Source organism: Paenibacillus rhizolycopersici (assembly GCF_014947195.2).
Lineage (GTDB): Bacteria > Bacillota > Bacilli > Paenibacillales > Paenibacillaceae > Fontibacillus > Fontibacillus rhizolycopersici.
In genome coordinates, this window is sequence record NZ_JADCNN020000026.1 from 24,102 (window position 1) to 44,411 (window position 20,310).

Below are 20,310 nucleotides of genomic sequence, written 5' to 3' on the forward strand. Positions count from 1 at the left end.
ATACTCCTGGATCATCTGGCCGCAAGGCCGTCCATCCGCTCCAGTTCATCTCATGCGATCATCAACTTGATCTCAAATTAGCTTTGTTAATAGCTTACATCAATATTACAATAGAGGTCATAAATATCGTGAAATGGTGAACGTACTCATTCGATAATACACACAAGAAAGGTGGAGTGGACAATGGCTTTAACACAGCAGCGCGAAGCAGGCCTGGAGGCAGCTCGCAATTATGTAAATCAGGTATATGAAACCGTCCAACAACGGAATCCGGGGGAGCTTGAGTTTCACCAAGCCGTCAAAGAAATCCTCGACTCCTTGGTACCCGTATTCGCTAAACATCCGAAATATCAGGAGCAAGGGATTCTCGAGCGGATCGTCGAACCGGAGAGAATGGTCAGCTTCCGCGTACCTTGGGTTGATGATCAAGGCAAAGTACAGGTAAACCGCGGTTTCCGGGTACAGTTCAACAGTGCAATTGGTCCGTACAAAGGAGGCCTCCGCTTCCATCCGTCCGTGAATGCCAGCATTATCAAATTCCTCGGGTTCGAGCAAATTTTCAAGAACTCCTTGACGGGTCAGCCGATTGGCGGCGGTAAAGGCGGATCCGACTTCGATCCGAAAGGCAAATCCGACCTTGAAGTGATGCGTTTTACCCAAAGCTTCATGACGGAGTTGTCCAAATACATCGGCCCAGACACCGACGTACCGGCTGGTGATATCGGCGTTGGTGCCCGCGAGATCGGCTACATGTTCGGCCAATACAAACGGTTGTACGGCAATGAAACCGGCGTATTGACCGGTAAGGGCCTCACCTACGGAGGCAGCTTGACGCGGACCGAAGCTACGGGCTACGGGCTGGTCTATTTCACGAGTGAGATGCTGGCGAGTCGGGGCGATAGCTTCGCAGGGAAAACGGTCGTCGTTTCCGGTTCCGGTAACGTATCGATTTATGCCATCGAGAAAGCCCAGCAGCTTGGCGCCAAAGTCGTCGCCTGCAGCGATTCGAACGGCTATGTGTACGACAAGAACGGCATTGATCTCGAAACGGTGAAACGCTTGAAAGAAGTGGAACGGAAACGGATCAGCGAATACGTAAACGAGCATCCATCTGCGGAGTATGTAGAAGGCTGCCAGAAGATTTGGAGCCTCCCTTGCGACATTGCCCTGCCTTGCGCGACCCAAAACGAAATAAATGAAGCTGCAGCGAAACAGCTTGTCGCAAATGGCGTCAAATATGTGGCTGAAGGGGCGAACATGCCGTCCACGCTGGAGGCCATCGAGGTTTATCTGAACAACGGCGTATACTTTGGACCAGCCAAAGCTGCCAATGCCGGCGGGGTTGCCGTCTCTGCGTTGGAAATGGCGCAGAACAGCGCTAGACTCGCCTGGACCTTCGAAGAAGTGGATGCCAAGCTCAAGGACATTATGCGCAATATCTACCAAAGCAGCGTGAACGCGGCTGAGGAATTTGGCCATACCGACAACCTGGTTGTAGGATCCAATATCGCCGGCTTCTTGAAGGTCGCTAATGCGATGCTGGCTCACGGTATCGTATAAGGAATCAATTAAACATAAAGAGTCGCCTGGAGGATTCGTTCTCCAGGCGACTCTTTTGTTTACTAGGTTGTATTTAGTAAGCCAAAGCGTCCAGTGCTTTGATATGAGACAAATACCGGATGTTGCTCGCTTCCTTCATCATCGTTGCTGGCAACCCGCGCAGCTGGGTATTGCTCGCGCCGATCGTCGCCACGGCGTCTTTGCGTCCCAGAGAGGCCAGCGTACCGGAGTTAACCGGGCTAAACCCGTTCATTTGCTTGCCGTACAGGTACGCGAACAAGTTGTAGCCGATCAGCTCGCCCATTTGCCAAGCGATTTGCGCCGTTGGCGGGTAAGGGCGGCCATCCGCGCCCATGTAAACGGCGCTGTCGCCGGCAACGAACACGTCCGAATGCGAGACGGACTGCAAGAAATCATTGACCGAAGCACGGCCACGGTTCACTTCAAGCCCCGATTCGCCAACGAGCGGATTCCCTTGCACGCCGCCCGTCCAAACGAAGGTGTTTGCCACGATTTTTTGCCCGTCTTTCAAATCGATCGTGTTGCCCTCCACATTGGTTACCGGCAGACCCGTCAAGAACTTCACGCCTCGTTTCTCAAGGCTGGCTGTGGCGCGTTCAATCAATACGTCCGGCAGTACCGGCAAAATCTTCGGTCCCGCCTCCACGAGCATTAGCTTAATGTCGCTTTGATTCACGCCATATTTCTTCGTCAATTCTGGCAGCTTGTCAGCGATTTCCCCAACAAGCTCAACGCCGGTCAATCCGCCGCCGCCGATTACGATAGACGCGTCCGCTTCATTACCGGAAGCAGCATATTCACGAATGCGCGATTCAATATGCTCGTGAATCCGTCTGGCGTCGTCCGCCGATTTCAGAACCATGCTGTACTTCTCCAAGCCCGGAATGCCGAAATAAGCGGTAATGCTGCCCAGACCCACGACAAGAGCGTCATAGGACAAGACGGTGCCGTCGGAGAGTTTCACTTCTTTCTTATCGACCGAAAAATTCTCTACCTTGGCGATCCGCAAATCAATGTCTTTCCCCTTGAACAGCTTCTCCAGCGGCAAAGATACTGCGCGTTCGGAAATACTGCCCGCCGCAAGGCGATGCAGTTCGGTGATGATCTGATGCGTCGGAAATTGGTTGACCACCGTGATCCGAGCTTGTGATTTATCCATGAACTTACGGGCCGACAATGCGCTGAGTACGCCGCCGTAGCCGGCGCCCAAAATTACAATATGTTTTGACATAATCGTATTCCTCCGTTAGTTTTGATGACGGTCCCGTTCACCGGAGACTTGAAGATAAGCGTTCATGAAACGAAGCAGCTTTTGGGTTTGCGGATCCTTCAGCATTTTCATCAACCCAAACACGCCGATCACTTCTTGACTGTCCTCGGCGCGATCCTTCGCTTCGATCACGTTCGCCGCCAGGTGCTTCACTTTACCAACGACCGGCCCGGCAATTTCCGAAATCGCACCGACGGTGTCGCTCTTCAGGACATCATCCGCAGCCACCCCTTTGGCAAAATCATACGATTTCGTCAAAACCCCTACGAGTTCATTCAATTTCGGAAGCTGCTCTACCAGAGCCGTCAACGATTGCTGTACCTCCGGCTTCAAGAGCTGCTCCAGGAGCTCCTGCTGTCCGCTTGCGTTCGGGGCTGCAGATTGCTCCGCTTTCGTTTCAGTAACTGTTTCTGACATACTCGATTCTCCTTTGCGATAATCTGAGGACTCCCTGCCGAACTTCAGTTCATGCATAGTGTTCCTCCTTTGGATGCCTCTAACCCGTTTCGAGTTAGTGAAAATTTGCACATCTCAACCTTGAACAATCCGAATAAATTGTAACATATTTTCAATAAAAAAGGACCGTGTAAGTGATAAAATTCACGGCCCTTATTGATATCAATTTTCGATGAATTCTAAACTCCATAAGTAGAAGGTAATGTCTCTTTCAAAAAATCGCAAAATAGCTTTTCGGTCGGCGCAAGCTCCCGATTCGCCGGAATGATTACCCCGACGTCCCGGGTCACTTGCGGCTCCATCATTGGCAGCGACACCATCGTGGAGGGAATATGCTCCCCTAATGCGATTTCCGGAAGCAATGTCAAACCTAGCCCGGCGGCCACCAGTCCCTTGATCGCGTCCAGATCGTCCCCTTCAAACGAAACCTTCGGTTGAAAACCCATTTTGTCGCAAGCGTCGACCACGATTTCCCGCAGGATAAATCCTTTAGGAAATAAGACGAACACATCCTCCCGCAGGTCATCCAGCCCTACCGAGTCGCGGCCGGCCAATCGATGCCCAGCGGGCAACAGCACCTTGAAATTTTCGCGGAATAACGCCTCGCCTGTCACTTGCTGTTCCCCTTGGGGGACCGGGCCGATCATGGCCAGATTCATCACGCCGCCGCCGACCCAGTCCAGGAGTTCTCGATACGATCCATGCTGCAGTTGAAAATGGACCTCCGGATACCGGCGTCGGAAAGCCGATACAACCGTTGGTACCAGGTTTGCAGCGAGGCTGCTCGGAAAGCCGATTCGCACCGTCCCGCGCTCCGGATCGAGATATTCGTGAATCTCCTGCTGCGCCTGCTCGATTACTTTCATCATCTGTTCCATATGCTGCAGGAACTGCCGGCCAATCGGCGTCAACTTCACCTTGCGGCCTTCATGGACAAACAGATCGACGCCCAGCTCTGCTTCCAGCTTAAAGATCTGCCGGCTGACCGCCGACTGCGACACATGCAGCGCATACGACGCTTCCGTCACATGCTCCAGCTTGGCCGCCTCCATAAAGTATTGGATTTGCCTGAGCTCCATCCCCTCACCCCGTCCGCTGCATTTTGGTTTCTATCCGATAGAGTGCGTGTAAAGCTTACACCTTGTGAAATATATTAAACACCATTATATCGACTCCCCTTCGAAAACGGAAGCACAAAAGGCATATCCGTAAGGAAAATAGGAGGTTTACTGCGTTCTTTTCAGCGATTCAGGCCGTACTAGGTCGATTAGGTTGAAATCAACTGCACATTTGCATCTCAATAGGCTCATATGGAGAATTTCACGGAAATGAAATGCACTTTTGCAGTTCAGCCAACCTTGCTGCATAAAAAACGGCGACGCCGGTTTCCCTAGCATCGCCGCCTACTCTCAGTATGTGTCTTACTCCTCCGGACAATCCAACCGGTACAGATTGCGGTACCGCGGCTCACGAGCCAGCAGCTCCGCATGGCTGCCGCGCATGACGACCCGTCCATGCTCCATGAACACGATCTCGTCCATCCGTTCAGCGCCGACGAGGTGATGCGTTACCCAGATCAGCGACTTGCCTTGCGTCGTGCGGAAGATCGTCGCCAGCAGCTCGCGTTCGGTGCGCGGATCGAGACCGACCGTCGGCTCATCGAGGATGAGCACCGGCGTATCCTGCAGGAGGATCCGCGCCAGGGCCACGCGCTGCCGTTCGCCGCCGGAGAACCGCCGACCCGTTTCACGCATCGGCGTGTTCATCCCCCGCGGCAGCGATGCAACCAGCGGGCCGAGCTGCGCCGCCTGCGCGGCCCGGCCGATCTCCTCGTCCGTCGCCTCCGGACGGCCGAGCCGAATGTTGTTCGCCACCGTCGTGTCGAACAGGTGGGGGCTTTGGTTCAGGACGGAGATCACCTCCGGCATCCGGTCGCCGTAGGCGGCGTCTGGGATACCGTTGATCTGCACCGTCCCGTGGCTAGGGGCAAGCGCGCCTTGGATCAGCTTCAGCAGCGTCGACTTGCCGGCGCCGCTGCGGCCGATCACCATCACCCGCTTGCCCTGCGGAAGATCCAGCGAGACGCCGTCTACCGAATCGGCGTCTTCCGCCGCGTAGGCGAAGCGGACGTCTCGCAGCCGCACGTCAGCGGTGCGCGAGACGGCATCGCCCGCCGCAGCGGGCACCGCATCGCCAGGTGCGCTGACGCTGGCACCCTCGCCCGAGATCCGGGCGAGCCGGTCGAGCGACACGCGGTACTGCGGCGTGCGCTCCACCGCTTCGGACACGGGCAGAAACGCGTCCGACAGCGGGAACACGATCAACACGAACGCCGCGATCAGCGTGGCGTCGATCCGTCCGGCTGCCGTTTCGCCGCCGGCCCAGTATACCATCGAGATCACGACGAGGCCGACGACGAGATGACCGATGAAGCTGCGCCAGCGGGCCCAAGCCCGCAGTTTACGGTCCTTGCGAGCCACCGCAGCCTCATCTTGCTCATACGACGCGAGGAATTCCGCCGTCCGACCGCTGATCACCCAATCGCCGATCCCCATCACGGCATCGGTCAACTTCTGGTACAGCCCGTTCCGCTCGCGCTTAACCTCCTCGTTTGTCCGCCGCGTTAACCGCAATGAGAGGTAAGGAAGCACCGCGACAAGCACGAAAATGTACGCTGCCAACAACAGCGCAAACGCGACGTCGAACACGCCCATGGCAATCACTGCTGCGGCATACAAGATCAGCGCCACAACGCTAGGGAACACAGTGCGGATATACACGTTTTGCAGCTGCTCGATATCATCGGCAAGGGCGCCAAGAATATCCCCCGTCCGAAAACGGGAGCGGATGAACAACGCTTGCGGTTCCAGCACGCGATAGAGGCGCACGCGCATTTTCGCCAAGATTCGCAGCACGGTATCATGACCAACCAGCCGTTCGACATAATGGATCACTGCCCGACTGATTCCGAACGTGCGCACGCCGACGATCGGTACATATACAAGCAATATATTATAAGGCTGCATCGCCGACTTGGAGATCAAGAAGCCGGAAGTAAACATCAGCATCCCGGCAGAAAGCAGCGTGAGCACGCCGAGAATCAGATATAAGCTAAACCTACCGCTATACCATCGAAAATAGGGCCGAATCCAGGATTCCTGCTTCATACGATCTCCCCCCGCTGCGCCGATGCCAACCGATAATACGCTCCCCGCTTGGCCATCAGCTCGGTATGCGTCCCCGCTTCCGCCACTCGGCCCTGCTCCATCACCACGATGCGGTCCATTTCACGCATCCAGTGCAGCCGATGGGTCGCGAGGAGGACCAACTTCCCCTCAAACAGAGGCAGCATCGTATTCTTAAGTTCATATTCCGTCTCGATATCCAAATGCGCCGTAGGTTCGTCGAGCAGAATGATAGGCCGCCGGCTGAGCAAAGCCCGGGCGAGCGCCACGCGCTGTTCCTGGCCGCCGCTCAACGGCCGGCCGCCGCCGCCAATAAGCTCGTTGAGCCCGCCCGGCAAGCCGCGAATGAGCCCGTCCAATCCGGCCGCCGCCGCCGCGCGCTCCACCTCTTCCCGCGTCGCTTCCGGCGCGTTAAAGCGGATATTGTCCGCCAATGATCCGCTGAAAATATACGGGTTCTGAGGGATATAAGTGATCTGCTCCCGCCAGCCCGACGACGTCAAATCGCCCAGCTCCGTTCCGTTCAGCGCGAACCGGCCCGAGGTCGGCCGCAAGAAGCCGCCGAGCACGTCGATCAACGTTGATTTACCGGCACCACTTTCGCCGATAATCCCAATGGTGCCCATGCCGCCCAGCGTCAGGTTCACCTCCGTCAACGACGGATGGGCTTCCTCCACGTGGATCACCCCAACCCCACGCAAACTCAGCGTGCTCTCCGGTGTCCAGGTCCAGTCCGTTTCCGCCGGAACCGGCGCGGCTTTGGCTGCCTCCTCGTCCGCTGCAGCGATGATCTCATTCATCGCTGCGCCGGCGGCTTTGCCGTCCTGAGTCGCGTGGAAATCGGCGCCGACCATCCGCACCGGCAAGAAATATTCCGGCGCCAGAATCAGCACGGTTAATGCCGGAAGCAGCACCATATCGCCATCAACCAACCGCAGCCCCAAGCTGACTGCCACCGAAGCGACCGATAACATCGTAATGAAATCCAGAGCAAACGAGGACAAGAATGCTACCCGGAGCGTTCGCATCGTTGCCGACCGATAAGAGTCGCTGACCCGCTCGATCGAAGTCACATGCGCTTTGCTGCGCCCCAAGAATTTTAACGTTTCCAGCCCGCGCAGCGAATCAACGAAATGATTCGATAAGGTGCGGTAGGATTTCAACTGACGTTCGGTCTGCTTGCGCGCCGCAAGCCCGATCAGGATCATAAAGGCGATTAGGATCGGCATTGTCAGCGTCAGAATAATCCCGGAAGCCAGATCCAACTTGTAAACATAGGCCAAAATCAGAACCGGCGTTAAACCCGTTGCCAGCATGCGCGGAATAAACAACTCCAGATAATTACGATATTTCGTCACGCCTTCCAAGACGAGAGTGACCAAATTTCCGGTTCCTTCCGTTCCGGCAAACCGCGGCCCCAACTGGAACAACTTCTCCAGTACCCGCTCCCGCAGGGTACGACCCGTCTCCTCGGCAAAAGCGTACGCCGTTCTCTGCTGCAGCATGCCACAGACCTGCCGCACGATAAAAGCAAGCAGGAACAAACCGGCCCCGCCGGCTTGTTCCTGCAGCTTGGCCCCGGCAAACAGAGCGGAGACGATCTCCGCCAACCATTTGGCCTGCCAGATGATTGCAAAGCTTTGAACCAGGGTCAGCAAGGCCATGAACCCCATGACCTGCTTGATCCCCGTGATTTTCATTAATCCTCGTCCCATTAATATTCCAAATGCTCCTTCTCGTGTACGCGTTTATGGAAGACGAAATAACTCCAAATTTGATAACCCAGCACGAACGGCAGCAGGCTTAACGCCACGATGGTCATGACTTTCAGGGAGTAGTGCCCGGAGGCCGCGTTATCGATCGTTAAGGAGAAGGCCTCGCTGATCGAGCTGACCATGACCCGTGGGAACAAGCCGACAAATACCGCAGCGATCGACAACACGATCATCGCGCCCGTCATCCCAAACGCCCAGCCGTCTCTTTGTTTACGGATGAACCAGCCAGCCAGCACGAAGGCGGCGACGCCCAGGACCGCTACTAAGCTGATCAACACACCGCGCACTTCAAACACGTCGGTTTCGAAGTACGTCATCACGCCGAAGATCACAAACAGGGCAGCGAGCGGAATGAGCAGCTTATGAGCTAGCTTGCGGGCCCGTTCCTGCAAGCTCCCGGTTGTCCGCAAGGAAGCGAATAGCAGCCCATGCACGAGGCAAAGCATCACGACCGTAATGCCGCCAACCAAGGTATACAGGTTAACCATATCGAACAATCCGGCTTTCATTTCCATGTCTTCGCCGATCGGTAACCCTTTCAGCAAGCCGGAGAATACGACGCCCAGCAGGAACGGAGGCAGCAGGCTGCCGATGAAAACCGCCCAGTCCCAAGTCCCCTTCCATTTCCCGCTATCCACTTTACCGCGGAACTCAAAGGCAACGCCCCGCGCAATCAAAGCAAGCAGCAATACGACCAGCGGAGTATAATATCCGCTAAACAACGTGGCGTACCAGTTCGGGAAAGCGGCAAACATTGCGCCGCCGGCCGTCAACAGCCAAACCTCGTTCGCATCCCAGAACGGTCCGATCGAATTGATCAGGACACGTCGTTCCATATCATTTTTAGCCAAAAACTTGGTACTCATCCCCACCCCGAAGTCAAAACCTTCCAGGAAGAAGAAACCGATAAACAACACCGCGACAAGGACAAACCAGAGCTCATTAAGAGACAGCATGATATCCCTCCTTACCGAATGGATCCGCCGAATGATCCGCGCCGTCTCCCGTTTCGTCATTCGGTCCCTTCTTGATGACTTTCACGAACAGGTAAACCAACACGGCACCGAGCACCGAATAGATCGCTGTAAAGGCAATCAGCGAGAACAGGATCTGTCCGCCCGTTACGCTTGGCGAAACGCTGTCTTTCGTCTGCATTAGCCCAAATACCGTCCACGGCTGACGTCCGAATTCCGTCATGATCCAGCCGGAAGTGTTCGCGATAAACGGCAATGAAATCGACCACAACATAAAGCGGTAAAACCAGGTGTTCGGATTATCGAGCTTTTTGCGCCAAGCCAGATACGCGCCGTACAACCCAAGCACGATCATCAAGCAGCCGGCGGCGATCATGATCCGGAAGCTCCAGAAGGTCGTCCGAACAGGGGGAATGTAGTCCCCAGGACCGTAAGCTTGCTCGTATTCGGCTTGCAGCTCGTGCATGCCTTTGACCTCGCCGGAGAACTTGCTGTAGGACAGGAAGCTCAGCAGGTAAGGAATTTTGATTTCAAAATTGTTCTTGCCATCGTTCGAATCGATATGGGCATACAACGTCCAAGGCGCAGGGTCGCCCGACTTGCCCCAAAGGCCTTCAGAGGCGGCCATTTTCATCGGCTGCGTCTTGACCAAATATTGCGCTTGTTGGTGACCGAACAACGCCGTCCCAAACGAAGCGATCAATGCGACGATGATGCCAATCGTAAACGATTTTTTGAAGAAGGCGGTATCCTGACGTCTTAACATTTTATACGCACTGACCCCGGCGATCAGGAAAGCCCCGGTGGCAAAAGCACCCAGAACCGTGTGCGGGAACTCCACCAGCAATTGTCCATTGGTGACCAAAGCGAAGAAATCGTTCATCTCCGCACGTCCATTATTCACCTCAAAACCGACCGGATGCTGCATAAACGAGTTGGCGGCCAGAATCCAAAGCGCCGAAACCGTCGTTCCCAAAGCGACCAGCCAGATGCACAGCAGATGGACCTTCTTGGATAAACGGTCCCAACCGAAAATCCAAAGTCCGATAAACGTCGATTCCATAAAGAAAGCAAACAGCGCTTCGATCGCCAGCGGCGCACCGAAAACGTCCCCGACGAACCGGGAATAATCCGACCAGTTCATGCCGAACTGGAATTCCTGAAGAATCCCCGTCACGACCCCTACCGCAAAATTGATAAGGAACAGTTTCCCCCAGAACTTCGCCATCCGTTTGTATTCTTCTTTCCCCTTGGTAACGTACATGGTTTCCATGATCGCGATGAGCAGCACCAGACCGATGGATACCGGGACGAAGAAGAAATGGAAAATCGTTGTCACTGCAAACTGAAGGCGAGCAAGCACAATCGGATCCAGCATTTCTTTTCCCTACTTTCTAATGATTATTATCTAATGTGAATTCTATCACCGGATGATGAAAACGAACGGACAAAAAATAATAATTTTGTGACAGAAATCACATGAGAAATGTCACAAAATCTAATTTTGCTCATAAAACCGCATCAGATCAACGTTTTTTCGTAGTCGCTGAATTTTGACATTCCTGTGAAATGGCTTTCTTTTGCCCATCGAGCAGGTGTCTCACCGCTAAAATCGGGTGATGCCATAACATCCGCGGTCCGGCAAAAGCCATCACCCTGCGGATTTGCTCCCGCTGGATGGCCGCATAGCAGTGCACGGGGCATGCCAAGCAGGTTGTCTTGCCTTCCCCGAACCGGCAACGGTCCAGCCGCTGCTCGGCATATCGGTGAAGCTCGGCGCATTCAGCGCATAAAGAGGTTGCTTCAACAAGGGCCGCACGCGGTTGCCGCAGGTCGGCCTGCCCGTTGGCACCGTGCATTTTACGGCAATACAACGCCATCATCAGGGCCACGGTTGTCTTTTCGCGACGAATCCGCGGCCCGCTGGCGTTAGTTGCCATTTGGCGCTCCCTCCTTTTCCGTAACACGCATCCGGAAGGCCATCCTCCAACCCAACCATGCCCCTGCGATCATCAGGACGCCATAGGCAACAACCCCAAATGGAATGATCGTTGCCAGCCAGTGCAGCAAGCCGAACCCGCCCAGCAGCAGCATGAGCCCCATGATGACGAAAGTTTGATTTTGTTGCCCCGCCGCTTCGAACGGCTCCGAGAAAGGGAGACCCTTGCGTAGGGATAGAAAACAAAGGATGGCGAAACATTGCATCGCCAGTCCTGCTACGATCAGGTCCGGCAGAATGGAAACTCCGAACAACACTGCGAATATCGCAGCCTCCACCAAGTACAAGGGCAACATCAACCGGACCAGGCAGGCCTTCAAAGCCCCCTTGTAGATCGGCGCTTCACCGGAAATCGGGGCCGTCTGGTAGATCCAGGCCGCCTTATATCGGCTTGAGTAGCGCAGCATCATGATGATCGTGGGCAGCATGATACCGCTAAAATAAATGAACAAATACATCCGGGTGCCCGATATCCCCTCCAACCCTTGATCCAGCCCATTCGAGAACAAGAAGATAAAGGGAAACACGATCGCAAAGCCCAAGGAAGGGTATACCTTCAACTTAAATTCCCGCTCTGTGCCCATCAATGACCAGGCAAATCGAAAAAATGCGCTTTCCTGCGGCGTAGAGCAAAGAAGATCCGCTATTCGGCGCAGCGCCTTCCCCGAACCCTTCGTGACCTTGGCACTAGGCTCCGCCAGCTTCTGCAGGTTTCGCTCCAGCGCCGGCATCAGCTTCAGGTACAGCAGAAAGGCCGCCAACGGAACAAGGATGGACAATCCCGCCAGCCCGGCATAGCTTAAACCTCCCCCCGGATGCAGCACCGTTTGAAAGGAGGCACCGACCCATACCGGAGGCAGCAGGTACTGCCACCACGCCGGCTTAAAGACAACATCCATAGCCGTAAAATCAAATAGTCGGACCAACACCTGATACCCCACCGCAATGGTGATTGTCATGCCGATCTGCACGTAATTGATCATATCTTTCAGCTTCTCGCCGTCAAAAAAGCGCAAGACAACCAAATATAGCAGCGCGGTCAGCACCACGATCAGCAAGTCCATCAGGATCAGTTCCAGCAGCATCAAGGCAAAGAAACCGATCCCCTGCCGAAACAGTCCGACCGCCAGCGGAATAATTGCGATCGCTCCGGTCAGAAAAAACAAATAAATAAAAATATGTACTGTCTTCGCCATCGTAATCGTGCGGCGGTTTACCGGCTTGGTCGCCAGGATACTCCGATCCCGGATGTCCAGCAGCACCGAGGAGAAATCGGAAATCATCGCGGTCATGACCATAAACATCATAATGCCGAACAGGATGCTCATCTGAAACAGCAAATTGTCCCCCATCAATACAAACATCGAGCTGAGTCCGCCAAAAATAACGTATAACCAAAGCGAACGCAAGAACTGATTCCCGTCCTCGGCTTCGGCTTGCTGCTTCTTCCTCGATTTATTCACCATCGTTGGCACTCTTCTAGCGTCCATCGTCAGCTTGACCTGAAGAATTCGTCGCATCACGGGGTAGTCCACGCCCATTTTCACGAATAATCCGCGGAATCGGTCCAACACTCGCAAGCTCTTCATCTCTTCCATAAGCTACACCTCTTGCACGATAGACACGAGACGTCCGGCGATATCCTGATGCTCGTTGAACCCGGTCAATTGGTTGAAAATCTGTTCCAACGACCCTTCGTGGTTTTGTTCCTTCAACTCGTCAAAGCTGCCGTCGGCCACAATGCGGCCTCCATCTAACAGGACGATTCGGCTGCTAATCTTCTCGACCACGTCCATAATATGAGACGAATAAAAAATGGCTTTGCCTTGAGCAGCCAGTAGAGCAAGCATTTCCTTAACAACCATGACACTGTTGGCGTCAAGGCCGCTCAGCGGCTCGTCCAGAAACAGCACGTCCGGATTGTGCAGCAGACTGGAAATGAGCAGCACCTTTTGCTTCATCCCTTTGGAGAACGTCGTAACCCGGGAGTTAAACACGTCCCCCAAACTAAACTCCGTCATCATTCGCCTAGCTTTCATCTCTGCGTCATCGGCGGATAACCCGTACAGCTCGCCAATGAAGGTCAAATATTCTCTTGCCGTCAGCGTATCGTAAAGTTCGGCGATTTCCGGCACGTATCCGATTCGCTTCTTGTAATCGATGCCGCCGTCTCCGGGATGCTGCCCAAAGACTTGCACCTCCCCCTGATAACCTTCAACCAGGCCAAGCATAATCTTGACCGTCGTGCTCTTACCCGCTCCGTTTGGCCCGATGTAACCGATAATCTGCCCCGGATACACCTCCAAATCAACGCCGTTCAGAACTTGGCGTCCTCCGTAGCTCATACGTAAATCCGTCAGTCTAATCACCGGATCCTTTGTTGTAGTCATCGATTCATCCCCTTTCCACTGCCCCCAGTTTACCATAGATTTCCTAATGAAAGCGGAAGATTCCTCACACAAGAAGGCATTCCCCGAACCTTATGGGTCCGGAAAATGCCTTCTATATTTAAAAGGGATTCGTTATCCCTGGGAATTGGACGGAATAAAGCTGCTGATATCCACGCCGAGCCCTTGCGCAAGACGCATACCGTATTCCCTGTCCCCGCGGAAGAAGTTGCACACGGCACGCAATTGGACTTGCTCCGGCGTCTGCTTCAGATCGTTCACCAGGTTGGCGATAAGGTGATCCTTCTCTTCGGCCGTGAAACTCCGGTACAGCTCGCCTGCTTGGGTGAAATCGTCGGTTTTCGCAATTTTCTCGCGACCGATATGTCCGCTGACCGGTACCACGCTATCTCGGTAGGCCGGATCTTCCTTGGGACTGCTGTCGAAGCTGTTGGGTTCATAGTTGATCGGCGACGGATCTTGCTTGATATTCATGAGGCCGTCCCGCTGATGGTTACGTACGGAAGCATACGGGCAGTTAACCGGAATTTGCAGGTAGTTAGCGCCGAGCCGATAACGCTGGGTGTCCGGATAAGAGAATAACCGGCCCTGCAGCAACTTATCCTCGGAGGATTCGATCCCGGGAACGAGCACGCTTGGCGAGAAGGCCGACTGCTCCACCTCCGCGAAGAAGTTATCGGGGTTACGGTTCAGCGTCATCGTACCGATCTTCACCAGCGGATAATGATCCTCCGGCCATACCTTCGTTGGATCAAGCGGGTCGAAGCTCCAGAGGTCCAAATCCTCCACCGGCATCAATTGCACGTTCAATTCCCATTGCGGGAATTCTCCGTTCGCGATATGTTCGTGCAGGTCACGTGTCGCATGATTAAAATCACGGCCTTGCACTTCTTGAACTTCGGCTGCCGAGAGAGTTTTCACACCCTGCTTCGATTTCCAGGTGTATTTTACATACGTAATCTTGGCTTCGGCATTGATCCATTTAAATGCGTGGACGCCAAAGCCATCCATTTGGCGGTAATTCGCCGGCGTCCCATGGTCCGAAAATACCCAAGTCATCATATGAGTGGATTCGGTCGACAGGGTCATAAAATCCCAATACCGCGCCGGGTCCTGGATGTTCGTATCCGGTGCAGGCTTCAGCGAGTGAACCATATCCGGGAATTTGATCGCATCACGGATAAAGAAGACCGGAATATGGTTGCCCACCAAATCGTAATTGCCCTCCTCCGTATAAAATTTCACCGCAAACCCTCGCGGATCTCGGGCCGTCTCTGGAGAACCTTGACCGTGAATGACCGTAGAGAAGCGGACAAACACCGGAGTTTCACGACCGGCCTCCTGCAGAAAATGGGCTTTCGTGTACGCTGCCATGCTGCGATCCGCCACGAATACGCCATGAGCACCCGCCCCACGTGCATGTACGACGCGTTCTGGAATCCGTTCGCGGTCAAAGTGACCCAGCTTCTCGAGCAGATGGTAATCCTCCAGCAACGTGGGGCCGCGTCCACCTGCCGTACGTGAATTTTGATTATCGCCTACCGGGGCTCCTTGATTCGTTGTCAACCGGTTATCCATTCAATCTATCATCCCTTCAATTTGTTATTGCACTTAGACTTATTCTAAAATCTATAATAAATAGTAACATGTCCCCTTCCGGGCTGCATGAAGGTTCCATGAGGGCTCGATGAAGAATCTACCGCCGTCTCCCTTTATCCTCCGCCATTTGAAAACCAGATCCGAGAATGCTATACTCACCCTGAAATTAAGTAAGCAGACAGAGAAGGAGCGACGCCGATGGATTTCGTTACTTTAAATAATGGATTGCAAATGCCCCAGCTGGGGTTTGGAGTTTGGCAGGTGCCGGACGAAGGAGCTACAGCCGCAGTGGCCAAGGCGTTGGAGGTAGGCTATACCTCGATCGATACAGCGATGATTTACCGCAACGAGGTTGGCGTCGGCAAAGCGATCAAGCAAGCCGGCATTGCTCGCGAGAAGCTATTCATTACTACGAAGGTGTGGAACAGCGATCAAGGCTACAATAATACGCTGCGCGCTTATGACGAAAGCCTGGCGAGACTTGGGCTTGATTATGTTGATTTGTACCTGATTCACTGGCCGATGCCGCAAGTGGATCAATATATAGAGACATACAAAGCGCTTGAGAAGCTGTACCGTGACGGACGCGTCAAAGCGATTGGGGTATGTAACTTCGAGATCGAGCATCTGGAGCGCCTGCTGAAGGAAACGGAAATCAAGCCGGTGTTGAACCAGGTGGAATGCCATCCGCATCTGGCTCAGAACGAGCTGAAAGCTTTCTGTGCCACACACGACATCTTCGTTGAAGCCTGGAGTCCGCTGGAGCAAGGCGGCGAGGTGCTCTCTGATACGGTGGTCAAATCCATCGCTGAAGCTCACGGGAAGACGCCGGCCCAGGTCGTGCTCCGCTGGCATCTGCAGAATAACACGATCGTCATTCCGAAATCGGTCACCCCAACGCGGATCGAAGAGAACTTCAACGTATTTGACTTCAACCTTACGGATGCCGAAATGGAGCGGATTAGCGGCTTGAACCTCAACCGCCGCAAAGGCTCGCATCCGAACGAGATGCACATGCGCTAACATCTCACTCGTCGAGTTCTCTGCTAACGGACCCCAAAGCCCTTATTGGGTCCTTTTAAGAGTTAATTGACTGTTGCTGGCCGGAATAAGGGCTCCTGAGTCCGTTAGCGAACAAAAACGCGGGTTGCAATGGGTATTCCCATGCAGCCCGCGTTTTGATTTACTGAATCCCTTCCTGCACTTCCTTAATCATTTCCGGCACAGAGATCAACCCGCCGCCGGAGAGGTACCAATAACTCGGGTCAAGATACACGATCTTGCCGTCTTTATAAGCATTCGTCTTCTTGACGAGGTCGTTCTCAACGATTTCCTTGGCAGGTGTCGCCTGTTTGCCTTCCTCCGTGACGACTGCATCGCGGTCTACGACAAACAGGTAATCCGGGTTCTTCTCGGCCACGAATTCGAACGAGATCGAGTTCCCGTGGGTATCGACCTTAATGCTCTCATCCACCGGCGTGACACCCAATACATCATGAATAATGCCAAAGCGCGAACCTGGACCAAACGCGCTGACCTTACCGCCGGTCGTCAGGATGATCAGCCCCTTCTTGCCGCCAGCCGAAGCTAGCTCATTCACCGCTGTAACCGAATCATTGATGGCTGCCAACTCCTTCTCGGCTTCCGCTTCTTTGCCGAAGAGTTCACCGATCGTCTTCACGTTCTCCGTGAAGGACTCCATATAGCGCTGCGTATCCACGCCCAAGAAGATCGTCGGTGCGATCTTGTTCAACTCCTCGTAAGCTTCGGAAGACCGTCCGGAGATGAAAATCACGTCCGGCTTCAACGCATTCAGCTTCTCGAAATCCGGCTCGAACAACGTACCCGCGTTGGTGTATTTGCTGTCGTTATATTTCTCCAGATGGCTTGGCAAATTCCCCTGAGGTACGGCCGCAATCTCTACGCCAAGCTTATCGAGCGTTTCGAGCGTACCGTAGTCGAATACGACGACCTTCGCCGGATTCTTCTTCAAGGTCGCTTCCCCGAGTTGATGCTTGATCGTCATTTCCTCATTCTCCGCAGGCGCTGCCGTTACCGGCTCCGCCGTATTGGTGCCGGACGCCGTTTCATTACCGCCGCCCTTATTCCCACCATTACTGCTATTGTTGTTCGCGCCGCATGCCGCAAGCGCAAATACCAACGTTAATGTAGCAAGCATAAACGTAATTTTCTTCGCCTTCACTTTTCAAACTCCCCCTAATCTAGTCATATGGAATGAAAATACACGCATATTTTGTTGCCGCCGATCTCCTGAACCGGAATGTCCATATCGTAAACCTCCCGAAGCACGGACGGTTCGATAATTTCATCTGTCGGGCCTTCCTTGACCACCTTGCCCTCTTTCAGCGCCACGATGTAATCGGAGTAGCAGGAGGCAAAGTTGATGTCGTGGATGACCAATATCACCGTTTTCCCTAATTCGTCCACCAATCGGCGCAACACCTTCATGATTTGCACCGAATGGTTCATATCCAGATTGTTTAAAGGTTCGTCGAGCAGCACATATTCGGTGTTCTGCGCGATGACCATGGCAATGAACGCCCGTTGCTTCTGCCCGCCGCTTAATTCGTCCAGAAACTTGTGCTGCATCGATTCCAAATGCATGTAACGGAGCGCTTCGTCGACATAGGCTTCGTCTTCCTTCGTCAGGCGCCCCTGCGAATACGGGAATCTCCCGAAATTGACGAGATCCCGCACCGTAAGCCGAATGTTGATATGGTTGGACTGCTTGAGAATCGAAATTTTCTTGGCAAGCTCCCCGCTTTTCCACTTGCCGATTTCCCGGCCCTCGATCTGGATCTCTCCCGCGTCCTTGGCAATGAGCCGGCTGATTATGGACAGTAGGGTGCTTTTCCCCGCTCCGTTGGGTCCGATAAAGGAAGTGATCTTGCCCTTGGCAATCTCCAGCGACACGTTGTCGACGACTTTTTTGCCGCCATAATGTTTGGTTAATCCACTGACCTTTACCACGATTTATTCTCCTTTAGCAGCAGATAGATGAAGTACACCCCGCCGGCAAAGTTGATGATGACACTAAGCGAAGTGGAGAAGGTAAACACCCTCTCAACGATCAGTTGCCCGCCAACCAGAGCGATAAAGCCGATCAGGGAAGCGCCGAGAATCAACGTCTTATGGCGGTAGGTGTTCAGGAACTGGTACGCCACATTGGCAACCAATAGGCCAAGGAACGTAATCGGTCCGACCAACGCCGTCGAAATTGAAATCAGAACCGCCACGACGATCAGCATCCGCTTGACGACATACTCATAGCTGACGCCGAGGTTTACCGCATGATCCCGTCCCAAGGACAGCACATCCAAATATTTCGCGAATCTCGTAAAATAGAGCGCCACCAACAGCACCCCTGCCAGCGAAATCAACAATAAATCGCAATTGACGTTGTTAAAGCTGGCGAACATTTTGTCCTGGATGACCAGGAATTCATTCGGGTCGATCAGCTTCTGCAGAAAGGAAGTTACGCTGGAGAAGAACGTCCCGAAGATAATCCCGATCAACAGAAGGTGGTAAATGTTGCGCCCTTCCCTACGAAACAGCATGCGGTAGAGCAGCATCGCAAACACAACCATCAATCCAACCGCCATGACAAAACGCAAATTTTTGCTCATCATCGTCAAAGCCGTGCCGCCGATCAGGAAGACGATCACCGTCTGCAACAGCATGTAAAGCGAATCCAGCCCAATGATACTCGGCGTCAAGATCCGGTTGTTCGTAATCGTCTGGAACACGACCGTGGAAAAGGCAATGGCGGTACCCGTGAGAAGGATGGCAAATAGTTTCTTACCCCGCCGCGGTAATATGTAGTCCCACTGTCCTCCCGCATCGATCGTCATAAAAACGATCGCAAGCAGAACGGCGATGCCGACAAGGGTCCATAGTTTGGCGTTATGACTCATAGGTCCTTCTCCTCATCAGCAGATACAGGAAGATCCCGCTTCCGACCACCCCGACGGTCAGGCCGATCGAGATTTCGTACGGATAGATGATGACTCGACCCAAGATGTCGCAGGCCAGCACGAAGACTGCGCCCAGCAAAGCTGTATGGGTCAAATTATCTTTCAGGTTGTCTCCGCGGAACATCGTTACCAGGTTTGGAATGATGAGTCCAAGAAAAGGAATCGACCCCACCGTCAGCACGACAACAGCCGTCACCAGCGCCACCAGGCCCAATCCGATATTGACGACCTGTTTGTAGTTCAATCCGAGATTGACGGAAAACTCCTCACCCATGCCTGCCACCGTAAATTTATTGGCGTAAACGTAGGAGAGCACCACAAGCGGGACACTGATATACAGCAACTCGTATCGGCCCTGCATGATCATGGAGAAATCTCCGTACAGCCAAGCGGACATGCTCTGAATCAAATTGTATTTGTAAGCGAAAAAGGTCGTTGCCGATTCCACGATGCCGCCGAACATCAGCCCGACCAGCGGGATGAAGATGGCATCCTTGTATTTCACCCGATTGAGAATCGCCATAAAAAGATACGTACCCAGCAAAGCAAACCCAAAGGCGACGGACATCTTGACGAGCGGCCCTGCGGTCGTAAAGACAAGCAGCGATACCATAATGCCAAAGCTCGCCGAGTCCATCGTTCCCGCCGTCGTCGGGGATACGAATTTGTTGCGGGTCAGCTGCTGCATAATCAAACCAACGATGCTCATGCTGACTCCGGCGATGAGAATACTGATTAACCGGGGAATCCGGCTGATGCGCAAGAGTTCCCATTGTTCCGGATCGAAACGCAGCAGGGCGGCTAGGGACAGCTCCCCAACTCCGATAAACAAAGAGACAAGGGATAGAGCAACCAGCAGCACTGCCATATAAGTTTTCTTCATAATCTTCGTCCTTACTGTCCTTCCTCTGGCCATGAGGAAGTTCAAGTTTCTCGCTGCCGGCAGGACAGACGATTTATGATAATGATATTCATTATCAATTAGTTTGAATTATACCGTCTCGTTTTTGGCACTGTCAACCATTTTAAAATTGAAATGCTACATGACAAAAAGGCATTCCCTCGAGC

General features: G+C 53.6%; 17 protein-coding genes. 2 read left to right on the plus strand and 15 right to left on the minus strand.

All coding sequences use genetic code 11. The features are described 5' to 3' along the window. Positions 1-183: 183 nt before the first annotated feature. Positions 184-1,560 (plus strand): NADP-specific glutamate dehydrogenase, encoded by a 1,377-nt coding sequence (gdhA, locus tag IM700_RS20275; RefSeq protein ID WP_193417050.1) that lies wholly within the window; start codon positions 184-186, stop codon positions 1,558-1,560. A 73-nt stretch (positions 1,561-1,633) separates the two neighbouring features. Here the strand turns inward: gdhA and IM700_RS20280 are convergent, their stop codons facing one another. From IM700_RS20280 to IM700_RS20330, 11 genes are all read right to left on the minus strand, one after another. Then, positions 1,634-2,812: an NAD(P)/FAD-dependent oxidoreductase gene (locus tag IM700_RS20280; RefSeq protein WP_193417049.1), complete on the minus strand. Its 1,179-nt coding sequence runs from the start codon at positions 2,810-2,812 to the stop codon at positions 1,634-1,636. Positions 2,813-2,827: 15 nt separating this feature from the next. Continuing rightward, complete coding sequence (locus tag IM700_RS20285) at positions 2,828-3,268, minus strand: DUF1641 domain-containing protein (protein ID WP_155604877.1); 441 nt, start codon at positions 3,266-3,268, stop codon at positions 2,828-2,830. A gap of 218 nt (positions 3,269-3,486) precedes the next feature. Beyond that, positions 3,487-4,386, minus strand: a complete 900-nt coding sequence (locus tag IM700_RS20290; RefSeq protein WP_155604876.1) for a LysR family transcriptional regulator — start codon at positions 4,384-4,386, stop codon at positions 3,487-3,489. Between the two features lie 342 nt (positions 4,387-4,728). Further along, positions 4,729-6,474: a thiol reductant ABC exporter subunit CydC gene (gene cydC, locus IM700_RS20295; RefSeq protein WP_193417048.1), complete on the minus strand. Its 1,746-nt coding sequence runs from the start codon at positions 6,472-6,474 to the stop codon at positions 4,729-4,731. Further along, a complete protein-coding gene (cydD, locus tag IM700_RS20300; RefSeq protein WP_193417047.1) occupies positions 6,471-8,207 on the minus strand; it encodes a thiol reductant ABC exporter subunit CydD in 1,737 nt (578 codons plus the stop codon). Before cydD ends, cydC begins: the two co-directional genes overlap by 4 nt. Then, on the minus strand, positions 8,207-9,223 hold the full coding sequence (gene cydB, locus IM700_RS20305; protein ID WP_193417046.1) for a cytochrome d ubiquinol oxidase subunit II: 1,017 nt from the start codon (positions 9,221-9,223) through the stop codon (positions 8,207-8,209). Before cydB ends, cydD begins: the two co-directional genes overlap by 1 nt. Beyond that, the gene (locus tag IM700_RS20310; RefSeq protein WP_418888798.1) at positions 9,210-10,619 is read right to left on the minus strand and encodes a cytochrome ubiquinol oxidase subunit I; all 1,410 of its coding nucleotides are present in this window, start codon (positions 10,617-10,619) and stop codon (positions 9,210-9,212) included. The genes cydB and IM700_RS20310 overlap by 14 nt, the downstream gene beginning before the upstream one ends. 148 nt (positions 10,620-10,767) lie before the next feature. Continuing rightward, positions 10,768-11,181: a nitrous oxide-stimulated promoter family protein gene (locus IM700_RS20315; protein WP_193417045.1), complete on the minus strand. Its 414-nt coding sequence runs from the start codon at positions 11,179-11,181 to the stop codon at positions 10,768-10,770. Next, positions 11,171-12,838, minus strand: a complete 1,668-nt coding sequence (locus tag IM700_RS20320; RefSeq protein WP_193417044.1) for a hypothetical protein — start codon at positions 12,836-12,838, stop codon at positions 11,171-11,173. The genes IM700_RS20315 and IM700_RS20320 overlap by 11 nt, the downstream gene beginning before the upstream one ends. 3 nt (positions 12,839-12,841) lie before the next feature. Continuing rightward, entirely contained in the window at positions 12,842-13,630 is a 789-nt protein-coding gene (locus IM700_RS20325; RefSeq protein WP_193417043.1) for an ABC transporter ATP-binding protein, read from the minus strand. Positions 13,631-13,762: 132 nt separating this feature from the next. After that, entirely contained in the window at positions 13,763-15,226 is a 1,464-nt protein-coding gene (locus IM700_RS20330) for a catalase (RefSeq protein ID WP_193417042.1), read from the minus strand. A gap of 219 nt (positions 15,227-15,445) precedes the next feature. Between IM700_RS20330 and IM700_RS20335 the strand changes: the two genes are divergently transcribed. Continuing rightward, positions 15,446-16,270: an aldo/keto reductase gene (locus IM700_RS20335; protein ID WP_193417041.1), complete on the plus strand. Its 825-nt coding sequence runs from the start codon at positions 15,446-15,448 to the stop codon at positions 16,268-16,270. A 160-nt stretch (positions 16,271-16,430) separates the two neighbouring features. On the opposite strand, the gene IM700_RS20340 is transcribed toward IM700_RS20335, so the two are convergent. From IM700_RS20340 to IM700_RS20355, 4 genes are read right to left on the minus strand one after another with little or no spacing between them, the layout of a single operon-like run. Next, complete coding sequence (locus IM700_RS20340; RefSeq protein WP_193417148.1) at positions 16,431-17,426, minus strand: siderophore ABC transporter substrate-binding protein; 996 nt, start codon at positions 17,424-17,426, stop codon at positions 16,431-16,433. A 47-nt stretch (positions 17,427-17,473) separates the two neighbouring features. Further along, entirely contained in the window at positions 17,474-18,238 is a 765-nt protein-coding gene (locus tag IM700_RS20345; RefSeq protein ID WP_193417040.1) for an ATP-binding cassette domain-containing protein, read from the minus strand. Beyond that, complete coding sequence (locus IM700_RS20350; RefSeq protein WP_193417039.1) at positions 18,232-19,182, minus strand: iron chelate uptake ABC transporter family permease subunit; 951 nt, start codon at positions 19,180-19,182, stop codon at positions 18,232-18,234. Before IM700_RS20350 ends, IM700_RS20345 begins: the two co-directional genes overlap by 7 nt. Continuing rightward, the gene (locus IM700_RS20355) at positions 19,172-20,125 is read right to left on the minus strand and encodes an ABC transporter permease (RefSeq protein WP_193417038.1); all 954 of its coding nucleotides are present in this window, start codon (positions 20,123-20,125) and stop codon (positions 19,172-19,174) included. Before IM700_RS20355 ends, IM700_RS20350 begins: the two co-directional genes overlap by 11 nt. Between the last annotated feature and the right edge of the window lie 185 nt (positions 20,126-20,310).

Coding starts and splice junctions, on each gene's coding strand:
- IM700_RS20325 (WP_193417043.1), bottom strand. CDS start 13,630: ATGACTACAACAAAGGATCCGGTGATTAGACTGACGGATTTACGTATG.
- IM700_RS20290 (WP_155604876.1), bottom strand. CDS start 4,386: ATGGAGCTCAGGCAAATCCAATACTTTATGGAGGCGGCCAAGCTGGAG.
- cydD (WP_193417047.1), bottom strand. CDS start 8,207: ATGGGACGAGGATTAATGAAAATCACGGGGATCAAGCAGGTCATGGGG.
- IM700_RS20335 (WP_193417041.1), top strand. CDS start 15,446: ATGGATTTCGTTACTTTAAATAATGGATTGCAAATGCCCCAGCTGGGG.
- IM700_RS20340 (WP_193417148.1), bottom strand. CDS start 17,426: ATGCTTGCTACATTAACGTTGGTATTTGCGCTTGCGGCATGCGGCGCG.
- cydB (WP_193417046.1), bottom strand. CDS start 9,223: ATGCTGTCTCTTAATGAGCTCTGGTTTGTCCTTGTCGCGGTGTTGTTT.
- IM700_RS20280 (WP_193417049.1), bottom strand. CDS start 2,812: ATGTCAAAACATATTGTAATTTTGGGCGCCGGCTACGGCGGCGTACTC.
- IM700_RS20355 (WP_193417038.1), bottom strand. CDS start 20,125: ATGAAGAAAACTTATATGGCAGTGCTGCTGGTTGCTCTATCCCTTGTC.
- cydC (WP_193417048.1), bottom strand. CDS start 6,474: ATGAAGCAGGAATCCTGGATTCGGCCCTATTTTCGATGGTATAGCGGT.
- IM700_RS20320 (WP_193417044.1), bottom strand. CDS start 12,838: ATGGAAGAGATGAAGAGCTTGCGAGTGTTGGACCGATTCCGCGGATTA.
- IM700_RS20310 (WP_418888798.1), bottom strand. CDS start 10,619: ATGCTGGATCCGATTGTGCTTGCTCGCCTTCAGTTTGCAGTGACAACG.
- IM700_RS20330 (WP_193417042.1), bottom strand. CDS start 15,226: ATGGATAACCGGTTGACAACGAATCAAGGAGCCCCGGTAGGCGATAAT.
- gdhA (WP_193417050.1), top strand. CDS start 184: ATGGCTTTAACACAGCAGCGCGAAGCAGGCCTGGAGGCAGCTCGCAAT.
- IM700_RS20315 (WP_193417045.1), bottom strand. CDS start 11,181: ATGGCAACTAACGCCAGCGGGCCGCGGATTCGTCGCGAAAAGACAACC.
- IM700_RS20285 (WP_155604877.1), bottom strand. CDS start 3,268: ATGTCAGAAACAGTTACTGAAACGAAAGCGGAGCAATCTGCAGCCCCG.
- IM700_RS20350 (WP_193417039.1), bottom strand. CDS start 19,182: ATGAGTCATAACGCCAAACTATGGACCCTTGTCGGCATCGCCGTTCTG.